At 50.9% G+C, this 17936-nt stretch carries 17 protein-coding genes and 2 tRNA genes; 13 read left to right on the top strand and 6 right to left on the bottom strand.

Annotated elements, in window-relative coordinates; translation table 11 throughout:
• Nucleotides 1-147 precede the first annotated feature (147 nt).
• The 5 genes from JW878_09640 (at nt 148) to JW878_09660 (ending at nt 4241) form a co-directional block, all read left to right on the top strand.
• Complete coding sequence (locus JW878_09640) at nt 148-723, top strand: lamin tail domain-containing protein (protein ID MBN1763316.1); 576 nt, start codon at nt 148-150, stop codon at nt 721-723.
• Between the two features lie 161 nt (nt 724-884).
• On the top strand, nt 885-1907 hold the full coding sequence (gap, locus tag JW878_09645; GenBank protein MBN1763317.1) for a type I glyceraldehyde-3-phosphate dehydrogenase: 1023 nt from the start codon (nt 885-887) through the stop codon (nt 1905-1907).
• A 34-nt stretch (nt 1908-1941) separates the two neighbouring features.
• On the top strand, nt 1942-3147 hold the full coding sequence (pgk, locus tag JW878_09650; protein MBN1763318.1) for a phosphoglycerate kinase: 1206 nt from the start codon (nt 1942-1944) through the stop codon (nt 3145-3147).
• Between the two features lie 41 nt (nt 3148-3188).
• Nucleotides 3189-3260 (top strand) — tRNA-Arg (locus JW878_09655).
• A 75-nt stretch (nt 3261-3335) separates the two neighbouring features.
• Complete coding sequence (locus JW878_09660) at nt 3336-4241, top strand: UbiA family prenyltransferase (protein MBN1763319.1); 906 nt, start codon at nt 3336-3338, stop codon at nt 4239-4241.
• 104 nt (nt 4242-4345) lie between these two features.
• On the opposite strand, the gene JW878_09665 is transcribed toward JW878_09660, so the two are convergent.
• A complete protein-coding gene (locus tag JW878_09665; protein MBN1763320.1) occupies nt 4346-7708 on the bottom strand; it encodes a VCBS repeat-containing protein in 3363 nt (1120 codons plus the stop codon).
• A 105-nt stretch (nt 7709-7813) separates the two neighbouring features.
• Between JW878_09665 and JW878_09670 the strand changes: the two genes are divergently transcribed.
• Nucleotides 7814-8275 carry a phosphopantetheine adenylyltransferase gene (locus JW878_09670; protein ID MBN1763321.1) on the top strand — a complete coding sequence of 154 codons (462 nt, stop codon included), beginning with the start codon at nt 7814-7816 and terminating at the stop codon, nt 8273-8275.
• A 155-nt stretch (nt 8276-8430) separates the two neighbouring features.
• On the opposite strand, the gene JW878_09675 is transcribed toward JW878_09670, so the two are convergent.
• The 4 genes from JW878_09675 to JW878_09690 all read right to left on the bottom strand — a co-directional run bounded on the left by JW878_09675 (nt 8431) and on the right by JW878_09690 (nt 11115).
• Nucleotides 8431-8601, bottom strand: a complete 171-nt coding sequence (locus JW878_09675) for a hypothetical protein (protein ID MBN1763322.1) — start codon at nt 8599-8601, stop codon at nt 8431-8433.
• Nucleotides 8585-9277 carry a hypothetical protein gene (locus tag JW878_09680; protein ID MBN1763323.1) on the bottom strand — a complete coding sequence of 231 codons (693 nt, stop codon included), beginning with the start codon at nt 9275-9277 and terminating at the stop codon, nt 8585-8587. The genes JW878_09675 and JW878_09680 overlap by 17 nt, the downstream gene beginning before the upstream one ends.
• A gap of 44 nt (nt 9278-9321) precedes the next feature.
• Nucleotides 9322-9840 (bottom strand): hypothetical protein, encoded by a 519-nt coding sequence (locus JW878_09685; protein MBN1763324.1) that lies wholly within the window; start codon nt 9838-9840, stop codon nt 9322-9324.
• A 132-nt stretch (nt 9841-9972) separates the two neighbouring features.
• A complete protein-coding gene (locus JW878_09690; GenBank protein ID MBN1763325.1) occupies nt 9973-11115 on the bottom strand; it encodes an aminopeptidase P family protein in 1143 nt (380 codons plus the stop codon).
• A gap of 183 nt (nt 11116-11298) precedes the next feature.
• Here JW878_09690 and JW878_09695 point away from each other — a divergent pair, with 183 nt between their 5' ends.
• From JW878_09695 to JW878_09705, 3 genes are all read left to right on the top strand, one after another.
• On the top strand, nt 11299-12528 hold the full coding sequence (locus JW878_09695) for a DUF2117 domain-containing protein (protein ID MBN1763326.1): 1230 nt from the start codon (nt 11299-11301) through the stop codon (nt 12526-12528).
• 34 nt (nt 12529-12562) lie between these two features.
• The gene (locus JW878_09700; protein ID MBN1763327.1) at nt 12563-12976 is read left to right on the top strand and encodes a CBS domain-containing protein; all 414 of its coding nucleotides are present in this window, start codon (nt 12563-12565) and stop codon (nt 12974-12976) included.
• A 147-nt stretch (nt 12977-13123) separates the two neighbouring features.
• Entirely contained in the window at nt 13124-13516 is a 393-nt protein-coding gene (locus JW878_09705; protein MBN1763328.1) for a CBS domain-containing protein, read from the top strand.
• A gap of 38 nt (nt 13517-13554) precedes the next feature.
• Here the strand turns inward: JW878_09705 and JW878_09710 are convergent, their stop codons facing one another.
• Complete coding sequence (locus tag JW878_09710) at nt 13555-13905, bottom strand: hypothetical protein (protein MBN1763329.1); 351 nt, start codon at nt 13903-13905, stop codon at nt 13555-13557.
• 73 nt (nt 13906-13978) lie between these two features.
• Here JW878_09710 and JW878_09715 point away from each other — a divergent pair, with 73 nt between their 5' ends.
• From JW878_09715 to JW878_09730, 4 genes are all read left to right on the top strand, one after another.
• Nucleotides 13979-14989: an adenylosuccinate synthetase gene (locus JW878_09715; GenBank protein ID MBN1763330.1), complete on the top strand. Its 1011-nt coding sequence runs from the start codon at nt 13979-13981 to the stop codon at nt 14987-14989.
• Nucleotides 14990-15031: 42 nt separating this feature from the next.
• Nucleotides 15032-16174 carry an exonuclease SbcCD subunit D gene (locus JW878_09720; protein ID MBN1763331.1) on the top strand — a complete coding sequence of 381 codons (1143 nt, stop codon included), beginning with the start codon at nt 15032-15034 and terminating at the stop codon, nt 16172-16174.
• Nucleotides 16175-16280: 106 nt separating this feature from the next.
• Nucleotides 16281-16353: transfer RNA gene (locus JW878_09725), tRNA-Gln, on the top strand.
• Between the two features lie 196 nt (nt 16354-16549).
• Nucleotides 16550-17734: an aminotransferase class I/II-fold pyridoxal phosphate-dependent enzyme gene (locus JW878_09730; GenBank protein MBN1763332.1), complete on the top strand. Its 1185-nt coding sequence runs from the start codon at nt 16550-16552 to the stop codon at nt 17732-17734.
• The last annotated feature ends 202 nt before the right edge of the window (nt 17735-17936 follow it).

A 17936-nucleotide genomic window follows, 5' to 3' on the forward strand; every position in this document is an offset into this window, starting at 1 on the left:
TTCAACACTAAAAGGTATCATAGAGGGATCAAAGCCATACCAGCATCACTTTATACCGGGTAGTTTCAAAGTTTACTTAACAAAAACCGAAAGCTTTAATAATGCCAAGGTGAATAACGTATGGACGTAAAGGTAATATGAAAAGAGATGTTAGATGATATAGACCCGCTTGAAAAAACACTTTTAGGCATTTGCTTCGGTGTGCTCATCGGCTGCCTTATCTTCGGCTCTGTATTCTACCAGTATGACCCACGGAACCCCATCCCGATTTGGGAAACGATTGGACTTACCAATAGCTCTTCTCAGCCCCACTCTCAACAAACAGCACAAACGACTACACCTACTCCAGAACAAACGCTAACTCCAACACTAAGCCCAACACCAACGGCAATAGAAACGCCTACACCCGCACCCACCGAAGAAAACCGTGTATACATCAGTGATCTTGATCTTCAGAATGAATGGGTGAAAATAACCAACACCGGTACATCACCAGTAACATTAACTAAATGGAAAATTACGGATGACGGTGCCAAACACACCTACATTTTCCCTTCGTTTACTCTGTCTTCAGGTGCTACCGTAACACTGTACACAAGGCCTGGGTCGGATTCCGCTACCGAACTATACTGGGGAAGCGGGAGTTCCATTTGGAATGTGGAAGGTGACACTGCGACACTCTACGATGCCAGTGGGGATTTGGTAGATCAGTTGAAAGCTTGAAGTAAACAGACTTCCTAGGTTTTTTGACATAAATTGGCCTTATTCCCACCCACTTCGGCGTAAAACGGAGCAACGCCATTGAGTGTCACTCATCATAATAATCGTGTTACCACGGCGAATGGAGCGAAAAAGTTAAATACGAAGACGGCGAAACTCTGAATATGATAACGGTAGCGATAAATGGATGGGGTAGAATTGGCCGAATTCTGTTTAGAGCAGCGCTACGGGATAAATCAGACCTCGATATCGTGGCAATAAATAGCCGAGCGGCGGAGGCTTCCTGGGTCGCACATCTCTTGAAGTACGATTCCGTGCACGGGGTGTTTGCTGCTGACGTGCAGGCGAATAAAGACAAGAACACGCTCGTAGTGAATGGAAAGGAGATAAAGATATTAGCGGAGACCGCCCTTGAGAAGCTGCCCTGGGGCGATTTGGGTATCGATCTGGTAGTGGAATCCACGGGGGCGTTTCGAGACAGGAAGAACGCATCGAAACATCTCGCCGCCGGCTGCAAGAAGGTACTGATATCCGCGCCGGGAAAGGAGCCGGATGTAACGATCGTTCCGGGGGTCAACGACGAAATGTACGACCACGCTGCGCACAAAATTATTTCACTCGCCTCCTGTACCACCAATTGCCTGGCCCCCGTGGCAAAGGTGCTCAATGACGAATTCAGCATCAATCGTGGCTTTATGACCACGGTGCACGCGTACACCAGTGACCAGAAGCTTCTTGATGGTCGGCATAAAGACTTGAGGAGAGCACGTGCGGCTGCTATGTCCATTATACCCACGACCACCGGTGCTGCAGCGGCATTAGGGGTTGTATTACCTCCATTAGCGGGAAAAATGGACGGAATCGCGTTACGAGTGCCTACAGCCAACGTTTCCATCGTGGATCTCGTGACAGAGTTAGGACGAGACGTCACGCGCGACGAGGTGAACGGTGCTCTTGAGCACGCAGCGCAATCGTCTTTGCGCGGTATACTCGCAGTTTCTCATGAGCCGCTTGTCTCCATGGATTATATCGGCACGAACTATTCGTCCGTCGTTGATGCGGAGTATACAAATGTGATCGGCGGCAAAGGCAACTTCGTGAAAGTGCTCTCGTGGTATGACAACGAGTGGGGCTACTCGTGCCGCTTGGTCGACATGATGGACCGGATAGCGAAGCTAGGACTGTGATGTGGTGCGTAAATACGCGGGATTGCAGATAAGAATGAATAACCAGTTAAGAGATTTCCTGACCCTGGATGATTTCGACGTAGCAGGCAAAACGGTGCTCTTCAGGGCGGATTTGAACTCCGTCATTATCGATGGCAATGTCCAGATGAAGGAGCGGATAGTGGAGAATGCGAAGACGATACGGGAACTTACGGAGCGGAACGCGAAGGTGGTCATTCTCGCACATCAGGGTCGTGCAGGCGGCAAGGAGTTCCTTCCACTGGAGCAGCACGCGCGCTTGCTCAATACCATCGTGGACGTCACGTATGTTGAGGACATCATAGGGCCTGTCGCACGCGAGACGATAAAGAGACTTGAGAACGGTGAGGTGTTATTGCTCGACAACGTGCGATTGCTGGCCGAGGAGACCCTTGCCAAAACGCCGGAAGAGCATTCGAAATCGATCTTTGTACAGAGGCTTGCTCCGCTCGCCGATCTGTACATAAATGATGCGTTCTCTGTGGCTCATCGGGCGCATGCATCGGTGGTAGGCTTTCCTATGGTGCTGGATGCCGGCGTGGGTCGCTTGATGGAGAGTGAGTTGAGCGCCCTGGAACGTGCGGTTAATAACATCGAACGCCCATCCGTATACGTGCTCGGAGGCGTGAAGCCAGAAGAGGTATTCGATATAATCGAGTTCGCACTGGAGTCCCGAGAGGTGGATTACATACTCACCACCGGCGGGGTTGGCAATCTCTTCATGGTCGCGAACGGTATGATCCCGATGAAAGTCGAGGATCAACTCTTAGAAAGCGTGCGCAGGGCAAAGGACATACAGAGACGAGCGGGCAATAAAATCAAGTATCCCTGGGATCTCGCTATCGAGCTGAACGGCAAGCGCGAGGAAATTCCGGTGGATATGGTCAAACCAAACCAGCCGATCTACGATATCGGGCATGTAACGATGGAGAAATATTCAGAGATCATCAAGAACGCGCGTACGGTGATTATGAAAGGTCCCGCGGGATACTATGAGAGGGAGGGCTTTGCAGACGGCACGCGAGCGCTCTTCAAGGCAATCGCGGAATCCAAAGCGTTCTCACTTCTCGGTGGCGGGCATACCTCGGCGGCGATCAGCGAACTCGGTCTTGATAGAAGTGAGATGAAGCATGTCCACGTGAGTCTCGCGGGAGGCGCATTCCTGCGTTATCTCTTAGGGAATCAACTACCAGGGCTCGAGGTATTGAAGCGAAAAAAGTAAGTTTATCTTGTGGCTTGTGTTAGTTACTATTACCTAAAAGAGGGGTCGTAGGGTAGAGGATATCCTGTCAGGTTCCGGACCTGACGACCTGGGTTCGAATCCCAGCGACTCCGCTCAAACCTTTTGCGACGCAAAAGCGTTTTCGTGGAATAATCAAGCTGTTTCTTTAGACAGATTTTAAAAAGTACATGATATGGAAAATACGGGCGATCTGGGAAGTAACGAGATTAGAGCACGGCTTGATGTATGGCTTCGGCGTGCTCATAGGAATAATCATTGCGGGAGGTAGAATTTACGAGCCTGCGTCGATTTATGGGCTCTCGTTGGTGCTCCCATCGTTCGGCGCGACGTTCGGATTTTTTACCGCGCTCTTCATCCAGGCCGGCACCTTTGCGCTCAACGATTACTGCGACCTGAAATCGGATATTGCGAACAAGAGGCTGGATAGACCGCTCGTGAGGGGCGAGCTGAGTAAAAAGGAGGCGTTGCTCGTCTCGATTTCAGCCACTACGCTCGGCATTATAATTGCCTCGTTTCTCCATCCCGTTCTCTTCATCCTGGCGGTAATATCAGGGGTGCTCGGTATCCTGTACGACCTGAAGATGAAGGAATTCCTTGCCGTGAGCAATATTTATATCGCGTTGACGATGGCGATACCCTTTATCTTCGGCGGATTGATCGTCGTACCCAACAGGATAGACCTGGTGCTCCTTGTCCTTGCCACTATAGCGTTCCTCGCGGGCTTCGGCAGAGAGGTAATGAAGGATATTGCGGATATAAAAGGTGACGCGCTGCGGGAAATAAAGAGCTTTGCGCGGCTATACGGCGTGAAGCAAGCGGTACGGATTGTGATCATCTCGTATGTGCTCGCCGTTGTGCTGAGTGCAATTCCGCTCTTCTCGGTCAATACCGCTTATTACTTCGATCTTGCGTATCTATTTCCGGTTATGGCGGCCGATGCGCTGTTTCTCCATACTTCTCTCGCTCTGTGGAGCATGCACGACGAGACTGGGGACTATGACAGAATGAGGAAAGAGACGTTGCTGGCGATTGGTATTGGGTTACTAGCATTTGTAAGTGGTGCTCTCTGGTAAGTTAACTTACTCGGCGGTTTAAATAACGAAGCCGTTCTGTTTTCCTAGCTCATTGGTGGCAGCGGAATAAAAAAAGAAAAAAGGAAACCCTGCTTACTTAATTATCATTCAATTCTAATCGCAGGGATCCAGTTATGATATTTTTTACCATTGGCATCCTCGAATGTGGTGCAGGTTATTGTTCCTCCTGTCGCATTAACTGGCGTTTCATGTAGTATCTGCGGGTACGAGCCGAGTTCGATCGTAATATTGTAAGTTTTCCCGGCTTCCAACGTCACCTCGTCAAAGGTTAGCGTTTGCCAGTCGCCCGAGTAGCCGCTCCAGGTCGCATTAACGTCGATGCCGTCGCCCCAGACACGTACGTATTCGCTGTGACCGCCCGTTCCCGTGCAGGGGTAAGTGTACAGCGTATGGACAACAGTGTCATTCTGAAGTTTTATCGTTCCGTTGAAGGTGCCCCCGATACTCGGGTACGGGTTCAAGGATTCTCCGGTATCAAAGAGGTTCGGATAAACCTCGCTGTAGGTTACTGCGTACATCTCCGTGGGTATCCAAAGCAGCAAATCGTTCTGCCCATCTCCATCCAGGTCGTATGGTCCCAACAACCACCACGCAAACCAGAGTGGCTCATTTGATTGTGCTTCAAAAAGGTGCGTGCCATCGTAGCCGCGCTTGGCTATTAGCTTTACCATCTCTGTACCCGGTGATTCGTTATCTACCCATTCAATAACGATCGCATCGTCCAAGCCGTCATCGTCCAGGTCGAGCAACCAATCTACCCAGATCTCGCAGTTCCACTCGCCGCTTGCATTTACTGACTGCTCCCATAGATGCGTGCCGTTACTCCCTTCCTTTGCTACTAGCGCCCCTGTTGTTGTATTGGTCGATACGTTATATACCCATTCATAGACGATGACCTCAAGCCAACCGTCTCCATCCAGATCCGCTATCCCGTCTACCCAGATCTCGCAGTTCCACTCGCCGCTTGCATTTACTGACTGCTCCCACAGATACGTGCCATTACTCCCCACCATTGCTACTATCACCGCTGTTGTTGTATTGGTCGATGCGGTGTAGCTACCTCTGCAGATGATAAAATCCATCAACGCGTCTCCAGTCAAGTCAAATCCTGTTCCCATCCAAAAACTGATCCCTGTTCCGCCCATGGGCTGTTCCCAGAGATGCGTGCCATTCGTCCCCTTCTTCGCTATTACGCTAAACGTCACAGTTTGTGATGAACTATTAACCACCAACTCGAAAACGATGAGATCATCCAAATCATCTCCATCGATGTCCGGGAGCAGCCATGTCCCGATATTGGTGGTCAAGTAGCCACTTGCGTTTACTGACTGTTCCCAGAGCTGCGTGCCATTGATACCCTTCTTTGCGATGAGTTTGGTCGTATCGAGGTCGAGCGACTCGTTATAGGTCCATTCACGGACAAGGACATCATTCAAGCCATCGCCATCTAGGTCCAGTGTCAACTCCATATCAACTTCAATTTCACACCATGTCCCCTGTATCGATTGCTCCTCCCACAGGTGCGTACCATCGTATCCTCTCTTTGCGAGTATCGCCATCGTCTCTGTATCTGTCGTTTCGTTATAACCCCCTTCAATAACGATCGCATCATCCAGACCATCGCCGTCCAGATCAAGTAGCAAATCGACCCACTTATCGCAATGCTCATAGCCACTTGCATTCACGGATTGCTCCCACAGGTGCGTACCATTGATACCTACCTTCGCTATTAAATTCCCCGTCTCTGTATCTACCGTCTCGTTATATACCCACTCGTAAACGATAACGTCCTCCAAGCCATCGCCGTCCAGATCTGCAAGCCAATCGAGCCACATGTCGCAATTCCAAAAGCCGCTTGCATTCACCGACTGCTCCCACAGATGCGTGCCATTTTTGCCCATTTTGGCTATTAACTTCACCGTCTCTGCATCTGCCGTTTCGTTATATACCCATTCGTAAACGATAACGTCCTCCAAACCGTCTCCATCTAGATCAGCTATCCCCGCTACCTCCTTATCGCAATTATCATAGCCACTTGCATTCACCGACTGCTCCCACAGGTGCGTGCCATTCGTCCCCTTCTTCGCTATTACTCTCGCTGTGATTGTATCCGTTGATTCGTTATAGATCCATTCTTCAACAAAAAAATCATCCAAATCATCCGCGTCCAGGTCTTCCAGCAAATAGAGCTCCATAAAAACCTCGGTTCCGCTAAGTGTCTGTTCCCAGAACGTTGTGCCATCATTTCCCTTCGTTGCGATTATCGTTACCGATTCGGTATCTTCCGATGCATTATACTCCCGAGCTCGCACAATCACGTCCTCCAACCCATCACCGTCGAGGTCCGTGATCCACTCGACCCGTATACTACAGTTCTCGTAGCCGCTTGCGCTTATAGAGTGTTCCCAGAGATGCGTACCATTGTTCCCTTCTTTTGCTATCACCTTCTTCGTCTCTACATCCGTCGATTCGTTATATTTGCGTTCGTAGACTATCACTTCGTTCAACTCGTCCTCGTCCAAGTTGAGCACCCATTCGGCACTAATGCCACACTCAGTTCCATTTACCGTCTGATTCCACAGATGCGTGCCATCGTAACCTCGTTTTGCAATCAATTTTTTCGTCTCGCTATCTGTCGATGCATGATATTCCCGCTCATAGACGATAACATCATCCAGGCCATCACCGTCGAGGTCAGTGAACCAGTCGACCCATATACTGCAATTTCCGGTCCCGTTCGCACTTACCGATTCTTCCCACAGGTGCGTGCCATTCGTCCCCTTCTTTATTATTATACTCCTTGTCTCGAGATCCGTGGCAGGGTCATATTTGATGGTGAATACCATAACATCCGGATTGTTGTCGCCGTCGACATCCAAGATGATATCTGCATCTGTGTTGTTAACCGCAAGGGATTGGTTCCAAAGAGTCGAGTAATTACCGGAAAGATTGAGGGAGCCTGACCCTTGCATCAGCCTCTCAGACACTTCTCTTGACGCACTGTCGAAAGGACTACTGAATCTCTTCTCTTCGTTCCCCGTTGATAACGGTGCGAACGCTACGACGGATTGAAGCTCTTCAGATTTGCCTCTCATACTCTTCCTTCCTGACCGTAGTTCCCTTTGATCTCCTGTCTGTTTCTCCACATCGCTAACGCCCATTAAATCTCCAAATACTGTTCGGCTTTGTAATTCACCGTTCCTCGTACCGTCAGTCATCTGCGAGATGTTATAATTACCGCCCACCACGTCTAGCCCTTCTGGAAGCAGTTTCATCCGCTGTTCCATCAGGTTCTTCATGGCCTCGAAGCTCGTCGCGTGCGCGTCTCCAGATCGCCTTCCCGCCATATCCGGAATCGCTGTAACCGGTACAGTTAACGCCATAAGCACCGAGATTGTCAACATCACTGCCAATGCAATACCTATCCAACTTCTCACTTTTTTCACTTTTCCACCTCCGCTAATCTTACCAGAACTCTATTCATGATTATAAAACTTTCGGCCAACCGCGAGAGAAAATAACTGAACAAAATAGGTACGTACTATAAATAGATGAAAGTAGCAATCGGCGGCACGTTTGACACGCTGCACGACGGACATAAGAAACTGCTGAAGACGGTGTTCGAGTTGAGCCGAGGGGGGAAGATAATCGTGGGCGTGACCTCCGATGCAATGGCTCGTGCCAGCAGAGACCGTGAGGTTCTCCCTTATGAAGTACGGGCTGAGAGCATCAGACGGTACATGCGCGAGGAATACGGCGTAGAAGTAAGAATCGTGGAGTTAAACGATCGTTATGGCGTCACCCTGGACGAGGATTTCGATTATATCGTTATATCGCCAGAGACGTATCCCGTGGCATTGGAGATAAACGAGCTCAGAGAAGCGCGTGGCAAGAAACCCATCCAGATCGTCACGGTTGAGCACGTCAAAGCGGCAGATGGCAAGGCGATATCGTCTACGAGGATAAAAGCGGGCGAGATCGATCAGCACGGGAGGCCGCTGCACCACGGGTAGGGGATAGAGAAAATGACCGTGGAAAGAGTACTTGCGGAGCTAAAGGGGCGAATTCCTGCAGTGGAAGAAACACATGCCCCGATACAGGCGGAAGATAGATAGCCTGCATACAGTGGCGCAGAGAACGGTAAAAATAAAAAGAAATGAAAAAGGCCTTAGCGCCTCTTTCGTGCTATGGTAACAGCAGCGATTGTCGATAGCAGGGCGAGCAGGGCGAATGCCCCTAACGGTGTCATGATGGGCGCTTCTACTGCTTCGCAGGGGTTGAATCCCGTGAGGAGTGTGATATCGCCACTTCTCGCAGCAGCATCACCAGTGTAAGACATAACTAGAATTGACTTCGATCACTCCCCCTTCCGGACGTGGGGCGAAATCATGGATAAGGATACTGCCGGAATTGCCTGCACTTGCATCCCCAGTCCAGAGCATTAAAAAAACAGGACCAAACGTTGTATGCGCGTTAACCGAAGTACTTGTAAAGTCGCCCGAATCCCCAGAGACACTGTTTCCCGTCGACAGAATCGAGGACCCAAAGGTTACCGGACCTGCGGCGAGTATTTCAAAAGAGCCGGAATCCCCACCGGAATCCCCATTAGCCCAGCCTGTCCCAAGTATGCCTGCATAACAGTTGAAACCCCTACCCAATGCGTATGCCGTAAGATGGCCTGATGTGCCGTTAGCGCTCGCCGACGAATAGATTTGGCAGCTGTTCATGTCGATACTACCACCACTCCACAGCTCCACAGCTCCGCTGTCGCTCCCCGCGGGGCTAGTGTGAATGAAGGCACTGAGGAGTGTGATCGTGTTGCTACCCTGGGCATACAATGCTACGTCTCCCGATGTGCCGTTATTGCTTGGCCCCGAGAAGATTTGGCTGCTGTTCACGTCGATACTACCGCCACTCCACAGCTCCAGATCTCCGCTGTCGATCTCCGCGTTGCCAGTCCAAATCGTAGCATAGAGGAGCGAGATACTGTTGCTCCCGAAAGCCTTGACGAGCACCTTACCGCTTGTAGCACCAGGTCCTGAAAAAACGGTGCCCAAATTCAGATCGACCGAGCCCGCAGCTTCAAGCGTAATACTGCCATTGTTCCTGCAAGAGAATCAGCGGTGTGAAGGCGACCACCATTTCTGATGAGGATATCACCGCCTGAGATGATCGTGATGGAGCTATTTGTGGTATTGACAATTCCGTTGTTCTCTATGAGCACATCGCCCGTCGTCAGTATCGTTACGGTGCCATTATAGCTGACCGTCGTATTTTTCACCGTGTAGTTGCGGTAGTTGTAGACGCCGCCCGGCAGCTCTTGCGGCGGCACATCAATCGCCTCAAAATCTTCCGTCCCGTTCGATACGCCCGAAATCACACCGATCGAAGGCATCACGGGCAACTCAGGCGGACAAGCCGCTGAATTTTCCGCGTACGTTATCGTCCCTTGAGTCGGAGCAGCTCCTGTCACGAGGTTGCTATTTGTTACGGTAATCGCACCTGCAGATACCAGCCCGGTAGAAAAAGAGATCAGCACGATTGCTGCGAGACACACTTCTAGTTTACGGTTCGTCATTATGCACTACCCAGCTACTCGGTTAGTGACACCCTATTTAAGCTTTTCGGTTTTTTTGGGCTTGCGCACGTAAAATATCAAAAGTGAAATGACTGAATAAACGTGCAGATGCGAATAAACGTGCAAAGCCGCTTAGAGCACAAGTCTCTTCTCGAATCGTGTCAGATTCTCACAGCCGCTCTTCCGCACGAGCACCATATCCTCCAGCCGGACACCGCCCACTTCGGGATCGTACAGGCCGGGCTCGAGGGTTATCACATTCCCCGTTTGCAACACGTACTCATTATCGCTAACACGCGGGTCTTCATGCACATTGAGCCCTACGCCATGCCCCGTAGAATGAATGAACCCCGTTTTGCCACCCGTGCGTATTGTCTCGTACCCGTTTCCTTCGAATAGATCGCACACGCGGTCATGCACCGCCTTACAGGTCACGCCTTCCTTAACGAGCGCTAATGCGGCATTTTGAGCTTCCAGAACCGCTTCATACATCTCTGTTATCTCTTCTCTCGGCGCACCTTTAACGACGGTCCGTGTCATATCGGCGAAATACCGCTCTCGCTTCAATCGCGGAAAAATATCGATGATGATCGGCTCATTCGCAATAAGCGGCCCGGTTCCCGAGAAATGCGGATCGGCACTCCGCTTACCGCATGCTACGATCGGCTCGCCACCATCGAAGGTGCACCCGGCATCAAGTAATGCGTGCTCTATGTACGCCTTTACGCGTTCCGAGGTTAAAATGACCCCATTTTCCATCAAGACATTTTCTTTTACCGTTGATTTTTTTATAATCGTGACAGCGAGATCCATTGCTTTCTCGCACGCGCTTTGAGCCTTCTTGATATGTGTTAGCTCCTGCTCGGTCTTGGTCGCCCGCGCTTTCGTCATTACCATGTCCTCTACGGCCACTACGTCTATGCCGTTCTCCCTCAACGCCTCGGCAGTATACAAGGGGAAATACCTCGGCACTTCTATTGTGGTTATACGCTCTCCCCGCAGGATTTCAACAAGAAGCTCTTCCCGTTTAAGGTTCTGCCCGTAGTCGAGCGAAGAACGGACCTTTTTTACAATCGATTCCTTTTTCGCACGTCCGTACTCCATTTGCGACACAATGAGGATTTCTTTTTGCTCTTGATCGGGAATGCGGAGATAAATAAAAGGGTCTGCAGCGAGGAAGCGTGTGGCGTAATACATGTCCGCATTGCGCATGCTCTCACTGACCATTAAAAACGGCTTTTGCGGTTCCTTTGCGCTTTCTGTTTGGTTAGACATGGGTATACGTTTAGGTTTGTCACTCCGGAATATAAAGGACGTTATCGAACGCTTGACGGAGCAGAGACTGCCGAATACGTAATAACGCCACGTTAAGCCACTTTTTACCATACCGGGAGGGCGCGTAAGACAAATAGTATGCGAATAAGTTTTTGTGTAAGACGCTTAGATAACTAATTACTAATGAAACCCGTAGGATTGCTCGTTCACGGACCGGAAGTGGTAGATGAAGGTGAAGTAGAGAGAGCGCTAGAAGCGCTAAAAGAAGCCGGATTTACGGTAGAAGCGGCTTTAGGAGGTATAACGGGAAAAACCGCGGTGATCGATGCTGGTATGCAGCGCGTGATCGATATAAGCAAGGATATGCGCCCTTCGGAAGTGATCGACGATTTCTTACAGCGTGGAATAGACTTCATCCTGCTGGCGAACCATGCGAAGACAGAAGAGAGCGGCTTTGTGCTCGGCGAAGGGATTTTAAAGAATTTCTTGAAACGAAGTAAGGGAAAAGAAACGAATCTATCGTTCGTGCAATTGGAATACAGCAGCAGGATTTTGATTCGGTGGCTGGTGAAGCCCGGCGATGAGCATGTATACGGGACGATACGGGGCGTTTTTAGCGAGTTCGAGGCGAGAGAGCCGTACAAGCCCGAATCACGTTGTAAGAAAGAATCCGGTCTCGTGTACCGGGAGATACGAGGCGTGCATCCGGGGGAGAAGATCGTTGTGGATGGCGTTATCATCGGCACCGCCTCCTCTGAGAGCGGGACGAACCGTGTTACGCTGGTGGTGAAAGATGGAAACATCGTCGAACTCGTGGGCGGCACATTAATAGCGCATAACCTGGAGAAACTGCCACCGTTAGATCTGGAGCGGGAGATGGTGAAAACCGCATCGGTGATCAGACGTACGACGCCGAAACGGGTGGAACGCGGCGAACTGCAGAATAATCCAAGAACTAAGAAGCTCGTATGCTTCTTCTTCACCGTTGAGACGCTTTTCCCAAAACTCGCGCGGGCGGATTGCGCAGTTGCAGTTGCAGTGACCATAGGAGATGATACGACGAGCATTGCCGGTGACATCTTGAAACGATTTGGTATTCCCATGATCGGCATCACGGATGGCGACGCCGATGGACTCATCACTGGTATAGAAAGCGGGGCGTTGGAGGAATACGCCCAATTTCTGCCTCAGGGTTCGGTCATTATTCGTTTGAAGCCTGAAACGGACGACGTTATCGGCGAGAGGGTGAAGGAGGACATTTTTAAGGGCAGTGATGAAATCGTGCTGGACGGCGATATCGAGACGCGCATCGAGGAGTTGAAGCATCGCATACTCGAGCTGGCGAAGGACGATATCATCGGCGTCTTAGACTCGTCACCGAGACGAGCTAAGGAAGAAGCGAAAGAGTTATGATGATTTAGCCCAATAGTGTAATGGGTGTGGAAACATGGCTACCGAGATGTTAGAGGTCGGGGACGTGATGACGCCGGAGGTCATTGCGGAGGATGAGAAGACAAGGGTTACCAAGCTATCGACAGAGATGGAGATGGCCGGAATCGGGAGCGTTGTAATAACACGGGAGGGGAAACCGGTCGGCATTGTTACCGATCGCGACATAGCACTAAAAGTGTGCGCGATGAAGAGAAATCCCGACGACGTAACGGCGAAGGAAATTATGTCTTCTCCTCTGCTCACCATCGAGCCTGATGCATCGCTGGAGAAGGCATGCAAGCTTATGGCTGATAAGGGCATAAGGCGGCTGCCGGTGGTTGAAGGGGATACGCTTGTGGGCATTATAAGCGTTAGAAACATCTTGACGAGAAATCCCACGTGTGTACATAAATTCTATCCCACAGAATAATGAAAGACCGCCATCCACGTGGAACTACTAGGTGGAGACGTATACAAAAAGGGTAAAGTGAGCGGGTTGAAATCTGCGTGCAGTTCCACTTTTTATTTTAGGTTTGGATTAGATTAGAATATAGAGCATAGGGGTGAGAAGAAAAAGATGAAGGTGAAGGATATAATGAGCCGTCCCATCATTGCGGAGGATGAAGAGACGTTGGTGACGAAGATCGCGGAAGATATGGAGGAATTGGGGATAGGGAGTGTGGTAATAACGAAGGACGGCAAGCCCACGGGCATCATTACTGAACGAGATATCGCGTTAAAGGCGTTATTAAAGAATAGACGAGCGAGCGAGGTAAAAGCACGAGAGATCATGACCTCGCCTTTGGTCACTATCGATCCCGAAGACTCTGTGGAGGAGGCGTGCAAGCTCGCGGCACGAAAGCGAATAAAGCGGCTGCCGGTGGTTGAGAACGGCGTGCCGGTCGGGATCGTTAGTATTCGCGATCTGTTGACACGGAAGCCTGAGTACGTGCGGGAGTTTTACTTTTGATCTACTCTAATCCACTTCTAATTGTACCACTAGAGCATTCACAGCAGTCCTTTTTCCGTCAAGGCCTGCATGGTGCTCGCGCACACAGTGGTAATGTTCGTTACGGTACTGCCGAGCGTAGCATGAGCTTCCCGGAGATTGCCCTCTTCTATCATCCGTGTCACGAGCTTGAGCTTCTCTTCCGCCAGCTTGAACTCATCAATGCCCGTCGCGTTCGAGGCTAAAACGATCTCGTTAGACAGCGCGGCGAAGAACGTGAGAATAACTCGTTTAGCACCCTTGAATTCATCTCCCTGCATACCCTCGAGCATCAGCAGCATCTTCGAGCTGAGGATCAGTGCTGATTTTATCCGCTCTGCAAATTGGTAACTTACTATTTCGTTTCTCATTATGCTCACTCACGAATTCCCTTTACCACGCGCAGTAAAAAACTTTTTGTTGCTGCAGACTAAAGGGATAGCCATGTCAGCAACAATCTTGGTCGGAGGCTTTTTTGGTGATGAGGGTAAAGGGAAGATCATCGCGCATCTTGCAACGCATGACAAGCCTGAGATCGTGGCGCGAGGCGGTGTCGGACCGAATGCGGGTCACACGGTTATCGTGGGCGGAAAGAGATATGCATTGCGGATGACGCCTTCTGGATTTGTCTGTGAATCGGCACGGGTTCGTATCGGCGCGGGCGTCTTGGTTGACCCGCGAGTGCTCATGGAAGAGATTGAGTCGTTAGGGCTGCGAGATCGTATCGGTGTGGATCGTCGCTGCAGTATTATAGAACAGGAACATATCGATGCGGACCGGAGTGATGCGCACTTAAGGGGTACAATCGGCTCCACGGGCACCGGCTGTGGCCCGGCAAACGTTGCGCGCGTGTCTCGAAAGGCGAGACAGGCAAAGGATGTGCCTGAGTTACAGGAGTTCTTGTGTGACGTGCCATTGGAAGTGAACGAGGCTCTGGATCGGGATAGCTTTGTATTGATCGAGGGGACGCAAGGGTTTGGCATTTCGTTGCTTTACGGCACGTATCCGTTCGTCACGTCGAAAGACACGACCGCTTCGCAGATGGCTTCTGACGTGGGTATCGGGCCAACACGCGTCGATGATGTGGTCGTCGTCTTCAAGTCGTTCCCAACACGCGTGGGCGAAGGGCCATTTGCCACGCAGGTGAGCGAAGAGAAAGCGGCTGAGTTGCATATCGAAGAGTACGGGACCGTGACCCATCGGAAGAGACGCATAGGGATGTGGGACGGCGCGATGGCACGATACTCCGCAATGGTTAATGGTGCAACGATGATTGCGCTGACCGGCGTGGATAAACTAGATCCGTCAGTGAAAGGTGCTAGAGAGTACGCCGAGTTGAGCAAAGCGGTAAAAGAGTTTGTCGCGAAGGTGGAGCAGGACGTCGATGTACCGGTGAAGTTGATCTCGACGGGACCTGAGCTCTCGGAGATCGTGGATCTGAGGGAAGAGCGATAATTTTAGATATCTTTCAAATCTCGTGAAACGATCGATGGTTGGATGATCAGAATATTCCACGTCGCGGACACGCACATCGGTTACTCGGCCTATAGGAAGATAGACGAAGCGACCGGGTTGAACCAGCGCGAAGTGGACACGTACGATGCATTTAAGCAATTCATTGATCGTGCCATCGCCGAGACGCCTGATATGATCCTCCACGCGGGTGATCTATTCGATTCCGTACGACCGACAAACCGCGCTATTTCCTTCGTATTGGAGCAACTGCTGACGTTAAACGAAGCGGGTATACCTTTCGTAGTAATCTCGGGCAACCACGAAACGCCGCGACTGAAGGAGACGGGCAGTGTATTCAGCCTGTTTGAGCACATCCCGAATGTGCATGCGGTTTACAAAGATAGCTACGAAGTCGTTGAACTTGATGGTGTGAAGATCCACGCGATCCCGCACTGCGGAGATATAGAAGGTGAGAAGCAGAAACTGCTCTCAAATGACGATCGCACTGGATTAAACGTAGCACTGCTCCACGCGAGCGTGTACGGCGCGGGGAAGCAGACGTTTTTGATGGACGAATTCAACGAGCAGTTGATTGCTATTCACGACCTGAGCGGTTTTGATTACGTTGCACTGGGGCACTATCACGGCTACACGCGGGTACGTGACGACGTGTATTACGCGGGCTCAACCGAACGCTTCAGCTTTAATGAGGTGCGCGATGAGAAAGGCTTCCTGGAAGTTCAGTTGAGCAAAGAGAACGAGGAAAGGGAGGTTACATTCCACGAGTTAGAGACCCGTGCGATGGTAGATTTAGAGCCGGTGGTATGCACTAATCGGGACGAGCATGAGATCAAGCGTGCGATAACGGATCGTATCAAGGAGTCCAACCCGCAGGATAAAGTGGTGCGGTTAAAAGTGCAGGACATACCGCTGGCGGTCTATCACACGCTGGATTTCGATGATCTAAAGCGGTTGACGCGATCTGCCGTGCATTTCGAGATCAAGTACGAGTTCCGGCGTGATAATGAAGCTCTAACGGCGGAACAGCCCTCGTTCCGATCGCTGCATACGGAGTTCGAGCACTTTATGGAGCAGTACTCGGTAGGCACAGAGGTGGATAAAAAACGGCTCAAGGAGCTGGGGCTGCAGTATATGCAGGAAGAGGAACGAGAAGGCGAGGAGTAAGATAAATAAGCGTGCTGAGGAATGATCAGAGAGTTTTGATAGCCGCTAAAAAGTTTTTTAATGCTGAATTGAAATTGATAACGCAAGCAAGAACGAAAAGAACGGGAGTCCCGTGGTGTAGCGGTCAAGCATACTGGCCTTTGGAGCCCGTGACAGAGGTTCGAATCCTCTCGGGACTACTAACAACTTTTCTTTTAGATTTGTTACCCGGCTGTTTTTTTAAAATTGTGCAGCGTAGCTTTTCCGTTCCGCGCAAGAGGCGTACGTACGTAGTAGTTGGGCCGGCCGGGAAAAGCGAAAAGTTTATGTGTAGCTTTTGAACTTAGAAGTTTTAATCGGAGTTTCTTCTCTGAAAAAGTTGGAGAGGCCGGGTCGATGAAAAGAAAGAAGGAGATGAAGTTTGGCACATTATGTGTTCACGCGGGAGAAGAGCCGGATCCGCAATACGGAGCGCATACAACGCCCATATATCAAACCTCCACCTTCGTATTCAAGGATGCCGAGCAGGCCGCGGCACGGTTCGCGGGCACGGAGAAAGGCTATATTTACATGCGCGTCGCGCCGCACACGCCCACGCATGCCGCGTTCGTCGAGAAAATAGCGGCGCTTGAAGGTGCCGAGACGGGTCTACCCTTCGCTTCGGGCATGGCGGCCATCACCGCGGTTGCGCTTGCTCAGTTAAAGAAAGGTGATCATTTAATCTCGAGCGACGTCGTTTACGGCTCTACGTATAGCTTGTTCGCCTCGATTCTCCCCAAGTTCGGCGTGGAGGTCAGTTTTGTCGATACGACTGATCTCGAAAAGGTTAAGGCCAGCTTGCAGCAGAATACAAAGATGATCTTCGTCGAGACGCCCGCAAACCCTACCTTATGTGTCTGCGATATCGCGGAGATCGCGAAACTAGCTAAAGAGATCGGTGCGCTCTCCGTCGTTGATAACACCTTTGCGACACCGTATTTTCAGCGTGCGCTGCCGTTGGGCGCGGACGTCGTGGTGCACAGCAGCACCAAATACATCGGTGGCCACGGCGATCTGTTAGGCGGCGTCGTGGTCGGCAGAGAAGCATTTATCAAGAGCATGAAGTCGGTCGTGCATACGACTGGCGGGATAATGGCGCCGCTTGAAGCGTGGTTGTGCATCAGAGGCTTGAAGACGCTGCACCTGCGCATGGAGAGGCATGCGAGCAACGCCATGGCAGTGGCTCAGTTTCTGGAGGCACATCCCAAGATCGAGTGGGTCAGATATCCAATGCTGCCCAGTCATCCGCAGCATGCAATCGCGAAGAAGCAGATGAGCGGGTTCGGGGGCATGATCTCGTTCGGCGTGAAGGGCGGCCTCGAAGCGGGCCGGAAACTCATGAACCGCGTGGAACTTTGCTCGCTGGCCGTGAGCCTCGGGACCGTTGATACCCTCATCCAGCATCCCGCATCGATGACGCATGCAACGGTTCCCCGCGAGGTCAGACTGAAGGTGGGCATAACCGATGGGATGGTGCGACTCTCAATCGGCGTCGAAGAGGTTGAGGATATCATCGCGGACCTCGACCAGGCCTTGACGTGAACAGGTAGAGTGGCTTTACGCGTTCTGGTTGCAGCAAAGAAACGATGATGACCTGCTAATATAATCCGCCTGGTATGTTTTAGGTTTTATACGGGGTGCTCGTTAGGGTAGCCATGGGCTTTGCACCTAAAAGGCTAATTTTCAATGAATTTAGGTGCAGACGTATTACACTGGCTAAAACGGCCATAGAAGAACAGAAAAA

The sequence above is a fragment of the Methanomicrobia archaeon genome (assembly GCA_016930255.1).
GTDB lineage: Archaea > Halobacteriota > Syntropharchaeia > Alkanophagales > Methanospirareceae > JACGMN01.

Bases quoted from the DNA above. Each gene is read 5' to 3' on its own strand.
- JW878_09720 (MBN1763331.1), top strand. From the start codon at position 15,032: ATGATCAGAATATTCCACGTCGCGGACACGCACATCGGTTACTCGGCC.
- JW878_09690 (MBN1763325.1), bottom strand. From the start codon at position 11,115: ATGTCTAACCAAACAGAAAGCGCAAAGGAACCGCAAAAGCCGTTTTTA.
- JW878_09705 (MBN1763328.1), top strand. From the start codon at position 13,124: ATGAAGGTGAAGGATATAATGAGCCGTCCCATCATTGCGGAGGATGAA.
- JW878_09670 (MBN1763321.1), top strand. From the start codon at position 7,814: ATGAAAGTAGCAATCGGCGGCACGTTTGACACGCTGCACGACGGACAT.
- JW878_09700 (MBN1763327.1), top strand. From the start codon at position 12,563: ATGGCTACCGAGATGTTAGAGGTCGGGGACGTGATGACGCCGGAGGTC.
- JW878_09710 (MBN1763329.1), bottom strand. From the start codon at position 13,905: ATGAGAAACGAAATAGTAAGTTACCAATTTGCAGAGCGGATAAAATCA.
- JW878_09715 (MBN1763330.1), top strand. From the start codon at position 13,979: ATGTCAGCAACAATCTTGGTCGGAGGCTTTTTTGGTGATGAGGGTAAA.
- JW878_09660 (MBN1763319.1), top strand. From the start codon at position 3,336: ATGATATGGAAAATACGGGCGATCTGGGAAGTAACGAGATTAGAGCAC.
- JW878_09695 (MBN1763326.1), top strand. From the start codon at position 11,299: ATGAAACCCGTAGGATTGCTCGTTCACGGACCGGAAGTGGTAGATGAA.
- gap (MBN1763317.1), top strand. From the start codon at position 885: ATGATAACGGTAGCGATAAATGGATGGGGTAGAATTGGCCGAATTCTG.
- pgk (MBN1763318.1), top strand. From the start codon at position 1,942: ATGAATAACCAGTTAAGAGATTTCCTGACCCTGGATGATTTCGACGTA.
- JW878_09675 (MBN1763322.1), bottom strand. From the start codon at position 8,601: ATGTCTTACACTGGTGATGCTGCTGCGAGAAGTGGCGATATCACACTC.
- JW878_09685 (MBN1763324.1), bottom strand. From the start codon at position 9,840: ATGACGAACCGTAAACTAGAAGTGTGTCTCGCAGCAATCGTGCTGATC.
- JW878_09730 (MBN1763332.1), top strand. From the start codon at position 16,550: ATGAAAAGAAAGAAGGAGATGAAGTTTGGCACATTATGTGTTCACGCG.
- JW878_09640 (MBN1763316.1), top strand. From the start codon at position 148: ATGTTAGATGATATAGACCCGCTTGAAAAAACACTTTTAGGCATTTGC.